Here is a 12,719-nt window from a genome sequence, read left to right as displayed (position 1 = left end):
GATATATTGGCTTTACATTTTTTAATTAAATAAACTCATTGGATTTTGACAAGAAAATAATTAATATAGATTTGAATTCTCATTCGGAAAGTATGTTTTAATCTTCTTAATGCTCTTTCATTTTTGTCTCAATTTTTGTTTTCAAATCAGTGGATACTCGATTGAAATACTCCAAAACGATCTTCCTAATATCATCAGATATACCTTTCAAATCATTAGCTAAATTTTCAGCAAGATATTCTTTTTCTATTGGTTTTAACTGCGTATAAAATTCACCAGCCTGCGTAAAGTCATTCTGTTTCGTTATAGGAGCTCTTTCAAGTTTACCTTCAACATACCTTCCATCACCGCTTGTTATTTGATTAGCAGGTGTCCAATTTTGCTGTTGGTTAATCGCTAATTTTCGAAATTCAGGTCCAATTCTTCTTCTTTGAGAATCGCTATAAATGTTAGCACGCCCTTGCAACATTTTATCATCAGATAGTTCTGCACCATCTAGTAAATTAGAAGGGGAGAAGGCGACTTTTTCTACTTGTTCCATATAATTTTCAGGGTTTTTATTTAATACCATTTTACCGACTGGTATAAGAGGGTACATCTTTTCATCCCATACTTTTGTATCATCTAGCGGATCATAAGAAAGATGTACTTCATCTTTTGGATCCATGAGCTGGACATATAAACCATACTCCACTGATTTACCAGCCTCAATTGCATCATATAAATCTTTCCCACTATAATCTGGATTTTCAGCAGCTAGTTTAGTAGCTTCCTTACTAGTAATGAATTGTACACCTTCAAAAGGATACCAATGATACTTTACGTACTTTCGATTGCCTTCAGCATTTCTCCAAACGTATGTATTTACACTATGTCCTGGGATGTGACGAAGACTTTTTACCGTACCGACATTAGAGTATAAACGGACAACAAAATGAATGGATTCGGGTGCTCTAGCGACAAAATTCCAAAATCTATCCGGATCTATTAAGTTATTTTTAGGTGAAGGCAACAACGCTTTAATCGTTTCAGGGAAACGCATCGGATCACGAACGGAAAAGACAGGAATGTGATTACATAAAAGATCGAAAACGCCTTCTTTTGTATAAAATTTTGTGGAAAAGCCGCGTACATTTCTAGAAGTATCTGGTGTTCCTTTCGTACTAACAGCTAACGAAAACCGTACCATAACAGGAACTTTCTCATTAGAATGTTGTAAAAAACTTAGCTTTGTATGTTCAGACATCGGATAGATCGTTTGAAAATAACCGAATGCCCCAAAACCTTTTACATGAACAGGTCTTTCTACAATTTTTTCATGTATAAATTCTTGTAAGGTTTCATGCAGTACACTATCTTGCTTGAGAACAGGTCCACGTGAACCGACTGTTTGAGAGTGAAGTGTAGCTTGTTCATTAAGTTCTCGATTTTGATTAAGGTCTTCTCCTAATAAGGGTTGCCTCTTTTTATTATATTTTTCATTCATCGATATAGCCTCCAAATTTTTTCTTCGATTGTTACTAAATATGATTCTATAGCCTTGATTATGTATTACATACAAAGTTCAAAGTAGTAACATACCGCTAGATGAAAAAAACGCATATAGAGTGGACCTGTTGAAATAGAAGAAATTATGGAAAAATGAATATCGGAAAGAGAAAACACACTATTAAAATTTTAATCTTAAAAATTAATTGATAAATAACTTTATAGATAATGGTCATTAAAAAAATAGTAAAAATAACTAGGAGGAAATGAACATGTCGGATTGGTTTCAATTAGATAAAGAATATATGATGCCTACGTATTGCCGTACGGAGGTTGCAATAGAAAGAGGAGAAGGTTGTCAACTGTATGATGTGAATGGAAAAGAGTATTTAGATATGTTTTCTGGCGTAGGAGTAAATGTATTAGGATACAATCATCCTAAAATTGTGCAAACGACAATGGAGCAAGTTACGAAATCTTTGCATCTTCCATTTCACTTTTTAAACCCAGTTGCGATTGAGTATGCAAAGAAATTAGTTGAGTACTCTTTAAAAAACGGCAAAGTATTTTTTACAAACTCTGGTACGGAAGCGACAGAAACAACGTTGAAATTAATTGATAAATATAGATCTATTACGAATGAAGAGCGAGAAGGTGTCGTTGTGCTCAAAGGTAGTTTCCACGGGCGAACGTTAGGGGCACTTCATTTTACGAGACAAGAAAATGTATATCAAAGTTTCCCTAAAACATCTATTCCTGTATACGAAGTAGAGCGTGAGAATATAGAGCAATTAGAAGAAACAATTTTAAATGAAAAGCCTATTGCAATTATGTTAGAGCCTGTATTAGGAAGCGGCGGGATATATTCTTTATCAAGTGAATATTTACATGGTGTTCAACATCTTTGTGATAAATATAATGTGCTGCTTATCGTTGATGAAGTACAAAGTGGCATGGGGAGAACGGGGAAATTGTTCGCTTATCAAAATTCCAATATTACACCGGATATTATTCAAATTGGTAAAGGTGCAGGAGGAGGAATACCGCTAGGGGGAATTATTGTAGGTGAAAAGCTATGCGATGTATTTTCACCCGGAGATCATGGCACAACATTTGCTCATTCATCAATGGGAACAGCTTTAGGTTTAACGGTATTAACAACATTAATTGATGATGGTTTAATGGAAGAAGCTTATGAAACGTCACTATATTTGAATGACAAACTGCAAGACATTCAGAAAGAAAATTCTTATTATATTCAGGAAGTGCGTCATGCGGGGATGATGTTTGGGATAAGTGTGAATGACACGAATGAAAATGTGAAGAAATTACAGATGGAGCTAATGAATAAAGGAATGTTAGTTGATGTAACACAAGGGAATATTATTCGATTACTTCCGCCGTATATTATTACGAAAGAGGAAATTGACGCATTCACTTATGAGTTTATTTCCTGTGTTCATAGCATAGCAGCTACAGCAAGTATTTAAAAAAATATAAAAAGCTGAAGAAGGCGCTATTTTAGCGCCTTCTTCAGCTTTTTAAAATAGTAAATTACTTAACATAGAGAGCATCTCATTGGACAAATAATTAATTATGTGAAACAATAATAACAGATAAGGAGACATTAATTTTCCTTAAGTGCTTCGAATTAATTTTATTCAATAAGAGAAGGTGTGCTTAAAGAAGTTAAATTAAACAAGGAGCTGTTTTATTATATGCAACAAAATAATGATTTAAATTTTGAACCTCAAGACGTTAATATTGTCAATCCTAAACAAGCCAGGAAAGCAGTGGTTGCTACTGGTATAGGGAATGCAATGGAGTGGTTTGACTTCGGATTATACGCGTATTTAGCGGTAATTTTAAGTCAATTATTCTTCTCAGGTGTTAATAATAGTGGTTTGCAGCTTGTACTTACATTTGGTACATTTGCAGCGGCCTTTCTCGTTCGACCAATCGGAGGTGTATTCTTTGGTAGAATAGGAGATAAGTATGGCCGAAAAATCGTATTAAGTACTACTATTATTTTAATGGCACTTTCTACATTATTCATCGCATTACTACCAACCTATGAACAAATTGGTGTATGGGCACCAATACTACTTTTAGTTGCCCGAATGATTCAAGGCTTCTCTACAGGAGGCGAATATTCAGGAGCAATGGTTTATATCGCAGAATCTTCTCCAGATAAAAAGCGTGGTATACTCGGTAGTGGTCTTGAAATTGGAACACTCTCAGGTTACATTGCTGCTTCGGTAATTGTTACCATTTTAACGTTATTGTTAACAGATGAGCAAATGCTCAGCTGGGGCTGGCGTATTCCTTTCTTAATAGCTGCACCAATAGGCTTGGTCGGTTTATATTTACGCCGTCATTTAGATGAATCTCCCATCTTTGAAGAGATGGAAAAAGCACAAGAGGAATCTGAAGACAATGAACAATTTTCATTTATGGATATTATTAAATATCACAAAAAAGACTTCTTATTAAGCACAGTAATTGTCGCCTTCTTTAATATTACGAATTATATGATTCTTTCGTATATTCCTTCTTATTTAACTCAAGTACTTAAAGTCAAAGAAACAACTGGCTTATTAATTATTTCAATTACGATGGCACTTATGATTCCATTAGCACTTTATTTCGGTAAATTAAGTGATAAAATTGGTAATAAACGCGTCGTGCAAATTGGTTTACTTGGTTTAAGCGTATTTGCAATTCCAGCATTTTTACTAATAGGTAACGGACATATTGCAGCTATATTTGCAGGTATTTTCGTATTAGGTTTCTTCCTAAGTGTGTATGAAGGAACACTACCTTCGTTATTACCATCACTCTTTTTCACCGATGTACGTTATCGAGCACTCTCGATCTCCTTTAATATTTCTGTATCTATATTCGGTGGAACAACACCGCTCGTATGTTCATACTTAGTTCATGCAACCGGTAATCCGCTCGCACCAGCATTTTATTTAGCAGGTGTAAGTATAATTGGATTAGTCGTATTTAGTGTACTATTCGTTACAACATCAGGACGTGCGCTAAAAGGTTCATATCCTACAGTAGAATCGAAAAAAGAAGCACGCCAAATCGCTAAAGAGGATCCGGAAGAAACACTTTGGTGGCATGAAGAATCTTTAGAAATTGAAGCAGGAAAAAAAGCATAATTTGTGAAAAGCAACGTGGACTTTTACAAAAAGACTCCTAGTTTAATAGGAGTCTTTTTGTATACATCATTTTCTCTTTTTCTTCAAACTCTTCTCATACGCATAAAGCTTATGAACCTCTTCCTTAAATTCATTCAGAAGTACAGTGTTTTCATCATTTGAATAACGTACTGCATTATACGCATCTATAATAATATCCCTCTGAATATGTATACCTTCATTATCATGAATTCTTTCTAACCACGCTTCAACTGTTTCTCCTCGTTCCCGGTTTAAAGTAGGGGATAATTTACTTTCAAGTTTGAAAATTTCTTTTCGAATTTCATTATGTGGTGGTTTATTTCGCTTCATTCGTTTTTGGCTCATACCTTCTTTATCAGTAATGATTGTAGATTCGAAGACTGGTATATTTGGTAAACTTAAATGTTTTCGATGTTTTATTATTTTCCAAACGATATAAATGGCGATGGTGGTACAGACTATTATGGTTATGCTATTTATAAGAGTTGGATCAAAAGGAAGTGGCTCCAGATCATCTTTAATAGTAGGATCTTTTAGATTCCCTTTATTCGACCAAAAATCATCTGTTTCTTTTAATGCAGCTGCCGAAAACAACGGATTGATAGCGTATCCGAATCCTAACGCAACTACTTGAACGATATAAGAAAAAACAAGACGAATATAAGGGAATACCGGAATAAGTAAAGCACTAATTGTTCCAATAGCAATAATAGAAGTGAAACGTAATAGCTGTTGATTACGATTTGAACCTGTTTGCCAAAATGTAATCATAATGTGTAAAACTAATAATAACAATTTCCATAACGGTGGAAAAGGGGCATGAAATATAGCTGAAAATACAAACCATAAAATACCGCTTAACGACTTTTGCACCGGATACCCAGGTCCAATTGCATGTACGATAAAGAAGAAAAGCGGTAACATAATTGTGCCAAAAAGAGAAAAAGGTAGGATGAAAGAACAACCGACTATTTGAGCAACTAACAGTATTACAAATCCTGTTGTTTTTTTCTTCATTAATTTATTAATAAGAAGTACTCCTACATAACCGGTCGCTAAAAATATAGCAATACCAACTATTTCGTCTCTTTCCGTTAATAACGAAAGGAGAAGCAGCAGAATAAAGTCATTAACGTGATAGAGCCAAGTTTTCAACTGCTTCCACCATCCCTTCAATATTTATGAGAAATGTAGGTTGCGTTAGAAGAGGGAGCTCATTCTTCTGTATACCGATGTAAATCATCGTAGACGAGCGTTCTCTTTTTCTCGTCACATAGTGAAGAAATCCTTGTTTCGGAAGAAGCGTACTATCATCTGAAATACGCGCCAATTCCTCTAATGCCTTTCCGTAATGTGCTTGTCCTTCATTTAACGGTAAATGTAATGCACCGCCTTCTGCTAATACACTTATAAACAATTCAAACGGTATTTGATGCTTCGTTGCGTATTGGCAAATGTATGTTGCATATGAAATAAGTTCTTCTATGTTATCTCTCCAACCAAACCCGCGATTCGCTGCTAAAGAAAGACAAATCGTCCAGCTATAATTTTTTACGGGTTCATATTGCTTTGCTTGTAATTCCTGCATTTTAGCAGATGCTTTCCAATGAATAGAGCGGAATGATTCACGTTCATATCGTTTCACACCGATAATAGATGTTTCATCATTGTAAAAAGAAAAATTCGTTCGATATGAACCATTTAATAGTTGCTGAAGTTCTTGCAAACCTGCTACTTCTGTAGGAGAAGGGTACACAATAATTTCTGTCCTTAATTTATCAAAAACAGGTAAATGTACAGTCAATAGATGAAATGGATCTTTTAATACACATTCGAACTGTTCAATTTGAAACACACCACGCTTCGTTGCAGTTAATGTTAAATCCCATTTTTGCGCTGAATGTGCAGGTTGTGAAAATGGGAAAGAAAATAACGTCTTTGATATTTGTTCAATTCCTTGATCTTTATGCGGTATAAGAGATGAATGTAAATGAAAATAACAAACACCATTAACGAGTGGTATGCTTCCCCCGTTTTTCAAATGAATAAAAAACTGTCCAGATTCATCAGGAAATAGCCGAGTCGTTTGTTTCTCATTTATAACTTGAAACTTTTTCTCTATGAAAGCGACGTATTTATAAATGAAAATCGCAAATAAATAATAAAAGAAAAAGAGAAACATAAGCATGCGTTGCGGGAAAAAGAATGTGAAAAGTAACGCGACGGGCACAGTTAATTGAATAATATGAAGCTGAAAAAATAAAGGTACAGTTACAACGCGTTGACCATTCATGCTTGCTCAATCTCCACTGGTACATCAACTTCTTTTAAAATTCTTTGCATAATTTCATTTTTTGTTGTGCGTAATGCACCTTCCATCGATAAGACGATACGGTGATTCCAAACAGAAGGAACTAAAAATTGTATATCTTCAGGCGTACAATATTCTCTGCCACGTAAAAAGGCTAACGCTTGAACAGCGCGTACTAAAGATAAAGTGGCACGCGGGCTTACACCGTTAGTGATGTAATCATGATTTCTTGTAGCGTGAGCAAGTTTAATTATATAATGTTCCAACGGTTCTGATACGAAAATTTCTTTTACTCGTTTCTGTGCTTCTAAAATAGTTTCTAAAGAGATTACAGAGGTTACATTTTCTAATGGTGTATCGTTACGAAAACGTCGCATCATTTGTAGCTCATCTTCTGGAGCCGGATAACCGATTGAAATTGTCATTAAAAAACGATCGAGCTGTGCATCAGGAAGAGGGAAAGTTCCTTGTGATTCAATTGGATTTTGCGTCGCAATAACAAAGAACGGTTTCGGAAGAGGAGTGGACTGCTTTTCAAGCGTCACTTGTCGTTCTTCCATCGCTTCTAACAAACTAGACTGTGTTCTCGGCATAGCACGGTTAATTTCATCTGCTAGTAAAATGTTCGTTATAACTGGTCCAAGTCTTAATTCGAATTCGCTCGTTTTTGGGTTGAAATATTCAATACCTGTTACATCACTCGGAAGTACATCAGGGGTAAATTGAACACGAGAGAAATTACCACCAATACTTTTTGAAATTGTTTTCGCAAGTAACGTTTTCCCAGTACCAGGCACATCTTCAAGCAGTACATGTCCATCAGCAAGTAGAGAAACGAGTAGTAGATCAATAACATTTTCCTTACCAACAAACACAGACCTTATATTTTCTTTTAATTTATGAATCATATGTATCATTCCTTTCAGTATAAAAGAGTTAATGTTTCTACATTTTAACAAATTATTCTGAAAATTGGTAGTATTTTTCAATTTAAAGAAATGGATATTTAATTATTAAATTATACTTGTATATTTTGGAATATGATTATACAATATCGTTATACGATGTATCGTAAATCGATATATCATAAGACGATGTATCGGAGGTAGGTATAATGAATGCAAAAGCACAAAAATATATTCCGTTAACAGAGGCGACGTATTACATACTTTTGTCATTAGTGAAACCAATGCACGGATATGGAATTATGCAAATGGTTGAAGAGATGACAAAAGGGGAAGTAAAGCTCGGTCCTGGTACTTTATATGGGAATACGACGAAGTTACTAAAAGAGAAGTTAATTGTTGAAGTGGCCTCTACAGACAGAAAGAAGTGCTATGAGTTAACGTCGTTTGGGAGAGAAGTGTTAGAGCTAGAATATAACAGGTTACAGAGATCTGTAAGGAATGGAAATAGGATATTAGGGGAGTGAATGGAAGATGGAGACAAAGAAGGTATTTAAATTTTTCGCTGGATGGAGTTTAGAAAAAGAGGAAGCCTTTTTAAGAAAAATGCATCAACAAGGTTGGGCATTACAAAAATATAATATAATGTATACGTTTAAGGAAACAAAACCGAAAGATGTAATATATAAAGCAGATTTTAGATTAGATTATAAAGATACAAAAGAAAAACAAAAAGAATATATTGAAATATATGAAATGTGTGGGTGGAAACATGTAACGAGTTTTGCGAAATGGAATTATTTTTGTAAAGAAGTAGAAGAGGAAAATAAGTTGCCTGACATATATTCAGACAAGGAAACGAGGGTACAAAAACTTACTGAGTTGTAACAGTTCGTTGCGATTATGTTTGTAACGTTAATGCCAGCGCTTTACTTATGTTTTCTTGGTATATCAGAATCTGGATTATATAAAGGTATGGTAGGCTTTTTTGGTTTCGTATATGTATATATACTTATTAATTTATATTTGAAGATTAAAAAGTTGAAAAAGGAAATATTATAACAAAGAGTGATATTATTAGAGAAGATAATTATTGTCTAGGAATCATCTTCTCAAATCTTTATATATATTTATTTTGTTCATTCTTTTTTACATAATAAAAGACGACCTTTTTAAGTCATAGAATTAAAAGTTACAAAGATAACTACCAGTAACAATACCTAAAAAAATCATAAATGAAGAAGAAATAATTAATAATAACGAACTAGCAATTAATATCACTTTATTAGATTTTTGATTTTTAAAATGGTAATAAAGTAAAAGACCACAAATAGTAGAAAGAATCCATATTGTTAGACCGTAAGAAGTCGTTATTTTCTTCCAATCGAAGATCCAAAAGTAAAAGATTACTATGTGACAAGTTAATAGTAGAAATGTAGATGGAATCATTCACTTGTTATTTAAAATCATTTGTTTTAATTCTCTTCTGTAAATATTACTAAAAGGGTATGAGGTTTAACATATAATAAGGAAGGAATACGTTTTTTGTTACCATATTAAACGGAAAAATCCCTTATAGAAAAGTCTATTTCTACAAGGGACAATCATGTTTTTATTAGAAAGACTGATTTTGCGCGGGTTTAATAAATTGTTCAGGGTTTTCAACAAGTCCGCATACAGCGCATTGGACTCGGTATGTAGGTCCTTGATAAGCCATATGAAAAGCATTCATCGTTTCATTAGTGTACTCTTCTTCTACTTGACCAGTTTGAGGATTTAACTTTACTGGTTTTACTTGTTGCTCAAGAATGTTAAAGCGAGTACGATTTGTTTTACAGCTTGGACAAAGCATTGGTTCCATATGTATACACCTCCATTTGTAGCATTTCTTAAACAGTATAATTTTATGCAAGTAAAAAAACTTTCTCAATATAAATAGGTGTTTAAAGTATTTAAAATTCAGAAAAAATAAAATATAATAAAAGTACGAACTGGTTATGTCCAAACCAAATCTCCTGTTTTATGCCAATAAGCTGGGAGGCCGAGAAATCGGCCTCATTTTTTTATGTTCATTTGTAGGAAGAACAAGGTTTTTTTGTAGTTTTTGTCGAATTTTTAGGGATGAATACAAAAGGGGGATGTAACATGAATTTAAAAATGAAATACATCATTTTATATGTAGAAAAGTTTGAAGAATGTTTAAGATTCTATAAAGATACTTTACAGTTACCTATAAAAGCTGAGCATGGTACATATATTGAATTTAATACTGGATCTACAATATTAGCGATGAATACACGAGAAGACGTGAAAGAATTAACAGGACTACCGCTTACAGAAGGTGAATTACAATCTTCTCACTTCGAATTGGGATTCGTAGTTGAGAATGTACAAGAAACAATTGAGCATTTCAGAGAGCAAGGCATTAAAGTTTTAGTTGAGCCAATTGTGAAACCGTGGGGACAAACAATTGCCTATATTGCTGATCCAGATGGAAATTATATTGAAATTTGCAGTTCATTAGAATAGAGGGAGAAAAAGAGATGGAATTTCCGAAACTAGAAACTGAACGTTTACTTTTAAGAGAACTTACACTATTAGATGCAGAAATGATGTTCCAATATTTTTCGAAAGAATCTGTTATACGATATTTCGGAATGGATTCTTTCGAAAATATTGAGCAAGCGAAAACAACGATTCAAACGTTTAAAAATCGTTATGAAGAAGGCAATGTGTTTCGCTGGGGAATAGAGAAAAAAGGGACGGACCAATTAATCGGAACGTGCGGATTTCATTTAATTAACAATCATCATAAACGAGCTGAAATTGGTTATGAATTAGATGATATATATTGGGGAAAGGGATATGCATCCGAAGCATTACAAGCCATCTTAACTTACGGATTTGAAAAGCTGCAACTTATAAGAATCGCAGCTGTCGTATATGTAGAAAATAAGGCATCTCAAAAATTGCTAAAAAAAGCAGGGTTTCAAGAAGAGGGATTACTTCGAAAACATATGATTCAAAATGGAGTTGCTCATGATACCATTTTATTTTCTTTATTAAAAGAAGAGTGGAAGAAGCAATGAGTACGAGTGAAATTATAAGTATAATGAAGAAACATAAAGAAAACCGATTCATTATCGGAATAGATGGTTTAAGTCGTTCAGGAAAAACAACATTCGCAACAAAATTAAAAGAAAATATGAAACAAGAAGGCATTCCGTTTCATATTTTCCATATTGATGATCATATAGTGGAGCGTAATAAACGCTATCATACAGGATATGAAGAATGGTATGAGTACTATTATTTACAGTGGGATATTGCATACTTGCGGCAGAAATTTTTTCAAAAGTTACAACATGAAACGAAATTGAAATTGCCTTTCTATTATGATGATACAGATTCATGTGAAATGAAAAAAGTCCAGATCCCTATTGTAGGTGTAATTGTAATTGAAGGAGTTTTTCTACAGCGAAAAGAATGGAGAGATTTCTTTCATTATATGGTGTATTTGGACTGTCCAAGGGAAACAAGGTTTCAGCGTGAAAGCGAAGAGACACAAAAGAAACTTTCAAAGTTTCAAAACAGGTATTGGAAAGCAGAGGAGTATTATTTAGAAATGGAATTGCCGAAGGATAGGGCGGATTTAGTCATACAATGATTCGAAAATAGAAGGGTGAATACAATGAATATTTTGTGGGATTTTGATGGGACGTTATTTGATACGTATCCTGCATATACGAAGATGCTTTCTGAAATATTAGGTGATACAGTAGATGAACAAGAAATATACAAAAACTTGAAAATATCATATTCTCACGCAATTCATTATTATAATATTTCATGTGAGCAGGAAGAAAAGATTAAAATTTTGAAGAAGAAATTTACTCCAAAAGATATGAAGCCTTTTGCTGGTGTCGAAAAGGTTTTGAAATTTGCAGATAAAAATGTAATCATGACCCATAAACATAAAGCAGGGGTTATGGAAATTTTAAAATATTACGGATGGGACAAATATTTCGTCGATATGGTTACAATTGACGATGGTTTCCCTCGAAAACCGAATTCTTTAGCGTATAATTATTTACATAAAAAGTACAATATTGATTTAGCTATTGGAGATAGAGAGTTAGATTTATTACCGGCAAAGGAATTAGGTATTTCAACATGCATGTATCAAGGGATTTGTGATGTAGCGGATTATTCTTTGGCACATTACTCGGAATTTTTTAAGATAGTGATTGATAGAGAGGTTTCTTTATAAATGGTTTGAAAATAACCTCTACTTTTCATACAAAAAGTAGAGGTTATTTTCTATGTTTTGTATGTAGTAGGTTAATTATTTCAGAAGCTTTTTTAGTTTTTTTAAAAAGATTGGCTGTATAGGTTATTCATGGTACACCTGCATATATATTAGTAGAAGAAAATTTACTTTCGTTAGTTTCAAATTAAAATAAGATTTTTAATAATGGAGAGGGGGTAAGATATGGACTTTCAAAAAATGTTTAAAAAATATCGAGACGACCATCAACATCCAATGAATAAATTTTTTCACTTTATTGGTATTCCTACGATTATCACTTCTATATTCATTTTATTTGTGAATTGGAAATTAGGGCTATCATTATTTATATTAGGATGGATTTTTCAATTTGTAGGTCATGCAATTGAAGGTAAGAAGCCGACTTTCTTATCAAACCCAGCATATTTGGTAGTAGGTCCAATATGCTTTTTTAAAAAAGTATTAAAAAGAAATTAACTCAATAAAAGCACTATAGGCGGTAAAATAAAATCAAATTATGGTTATTCGTGCTAGTA

The 12,719-nt window shown here is 33.4% G+C and carries 13 protein-coding genes and 2 pseudogenes; 9 read left to right on the top strand and 6 right to left on the bottom strand.

Annotated features, from left to right (window positions below):
• Positions 1-106: 106 nt before the first annotated feature.
• Positions 107-1,486 (bottom strand): catalase, encoded by a 1,380-nt coding sequence (locus ACS2MN_RS08590; RefSeq protein ID WP_001003631.1) that lies wholly within the window; start codon positions 1,484-1,486, stop codon positions 107-109.
• A gap of 274 nt (positions 1,487-1,760) precedes the next feature.
• Here ACS2MN_RS08590 and ACS2MN_RS08585 point away from each other — a divergent pair, with 274 nt between their 5' ends.
• Together ACS2MN_RS08585 and ACS2MN_RS08580 are read left to right on the top strand one after the other, a co-directional pair.
• Entirely contained in the window at positions 1,761-2,978 is a 1,218-nt protein-coding gene (locus ACS2MN_RS08585; RefSeq protein WP_001286452.1) for an aspartate aminotransferase family protein, read from the top strand.
• 228 nt (positions 2,979-3,206) lie between these two features.
• The gene (locus ACS2MN_RS08580; protein ID WP_001186948.1) at positions 3,207-4,658 is read left to right on the top strand and encodes an MFS transporter; all 1,452 of its coding nucleotides are present in this window, start codon (positions 3,207-3,209) and stop codon (positions 4,656-4,658) included.
• A 66-nt stretch (positions 4,659-4,724) separates the two neighbouring features.
• Here ACS2MN_RS08580 and ACS2MN_RS08575 read toward each other — a convergent pair whose 3' ends face one another.
• From ACS2MN_RS08575 to ACS2MN_RS08565, 3 genes are read right to left on the bottom strand one after another with little or no spacing between them, the layout of a single operon-like run.
• Positions 4,725-5,834 carry a DUF4018 domain-containing protein gene (locus tag ACS2MN_RS08575; protein ID WP_098709472.1) on the bottom strand — a complete coding sequence of 370 codons (1,110 nt, stop codon included), beginning with the start codon at positions 5,832-5,834 and terminating at the stop codon, positions 4,725-4,727.
• Positions 5,809-6,972: a DUF58 domain-containing protein gene (locus tag ACS2MN_RS08570; RefSeq protein WP_001014409.1), complete on the bottom strand. Its 1,164-nt coding sequence runs from the start codon at positions 6,970-6,972 to the stop codon at positions 5,809-5,811. Before ACS2MN_RS08570 ends, ACS2MN_RS08575 begins: the two co-directional genes overlap by 26 nt.
• The gene (locus ACS2MN_RS08565) at positions 6,969-7,898 is read right to left on the bottom strand and encodes an AAA family ATPase (protein WP_000581423.1); all 930 of its coding nucleotides are present in this window, start codon (positions 7,896-7,898) and stop codon (positions 6,969-6,971) included. The genes ACS2MN_RS08570 and ACS2MN_RS08565 overlap by 4 nt, the downstream gene beginning before the upstream one ends.
• Before the next feature lie 206 nt (positions 7,899-8,104).
• Here ACS2MN_RS08565 and ACS2MN_RS08560 point away from each other — a divergent pair, with 206 nt between their 5' ends.
• Positions 8,105-8,422: a PadR family transcriptional regulator gene (locus ACS2MN_RS08560; protein WP_000991886.1), complete on the top strand. Its 318-nt coding sequence runs from the start codon at positions 8,105-8,107 to the stop codon at positions 8,420-8,422.
• A gap of 7 nt (positions 8,423-8,429) precedes the next feature.
• Positions 8,430-8,957 (top strand): annotated as a pseudogene (locus tag ACS2MN_RS08555) (DUF2812 domain-containing protein).
• Positions 8,958-9,067: 110 nt separating this feature from the next.
• On the opposite strand, the pseudogene ACS2MN_RS08550 reads toward ACS2MN_RS08555, so the two are convergent.
• Positions 9,068-9,344: pseudogene (locus tag ACS2MN_RS08550) on the bottom strand (hypothetical protein).
• Between the two features lie 166 nt (positions 9,345-9,510).
• A complete protein-coding gene (locus ACS2MN_RS08545; protein ID WP_000433609.1) occupies positions 9,511-9,756 on the bottom strand; it encodes a hypothetical protein in 246 nt (81 codons plus the stop codon).
• 284 nt (positions 9,757-10,040) lie between these two features.
• On the opposite strand from ACS2MN_RS08545, the gene ACS2MN_RS08540 reads away from it, so the two are divergent.
• The 5 genes from ACS2MN_RS08540 (at position 10,041) to ACS2MN_RS08520 (ending at position 12,660) form a co-directional block, all read left to right on the top strand.
• Positions 10,041-10,424: a VOC family protein gene (locus ACS2MN_RS08540; RefSeq protein ID WP_001049857.1), complete on the top strand. Its 384-nt coding sequence runs from the start codon at positions 10,041-10,043 to the stop codon at positions 10,422-10,424.
• A gap of 14 nt (positions 10,425-10,438) precedes the next feature.
• Positions 10,439-10,984 (top strand): GNAT family N-acetyltransferase, encoded by a 546-nt coding sequence (locus ACS2MN_RS08535; protein ID WP_000395622.1) that lies wholly within the window; start codon positions 10,439-10,441, stop codon positions 10,982-10,984.
• The gene (locus ACS2MN_RS08530; RefSeq protein ID WP_000107734.1) at positions 10,981-11,562 is read left to right on the top strand and encodes a kinase; all 582 of its coding nucleotides are present in this window, start codon (positions 10,981-10,983) and stop codon (positions 11,560-11,562) included. The genes ACS2MN_RS08535 and ACS2MN_RS08530 overlap by 4 nt, the downstream gene beginning before the upstream one ends.
• A gap of 24 nt (positions 11,563-11,586) precedes the next feature.
• Entirely contained in the window at positions 11,587-12,165 is a 579-nt protein-coding gene (locus ACS2MN_RS08525) for an HAD-IA family hydrolase (protein WP_098709470.1), read from the top strand.
• A 222-nt stretch (positions 12,166-12,387) separates the two neighbouring features.
• The gene (locus ACS2MN_RS08520; protein ID WP_000347331.1) at positions 12,388-12,660 is read left to right on the top strand and encodes an Mpo1-like protein; all 273 of its coding nucleotides are present in this window, start codon (positions 12,388-12,390) and stop codon (positions 12,658-12,660) included.
• Positions 12,661-12,719 lie beyond the last annotated feature (59 nt).

The organism is Bacillus cereus group sp. BceL062 (assembly GCF_051780025.1).
GTDB classification, from domain to species: domain Bacteria; phylum Bacillota; class Bacilli; order Bacillales; family Bacillaceae_G; genus Bacillus_A; species Bacillus_A toyonensis.
The sequence above is the reverse complement of the archived record's forward strand: the minus strand, read 5'-3'. Positions and strand labels throughout refer to the sequence as shown.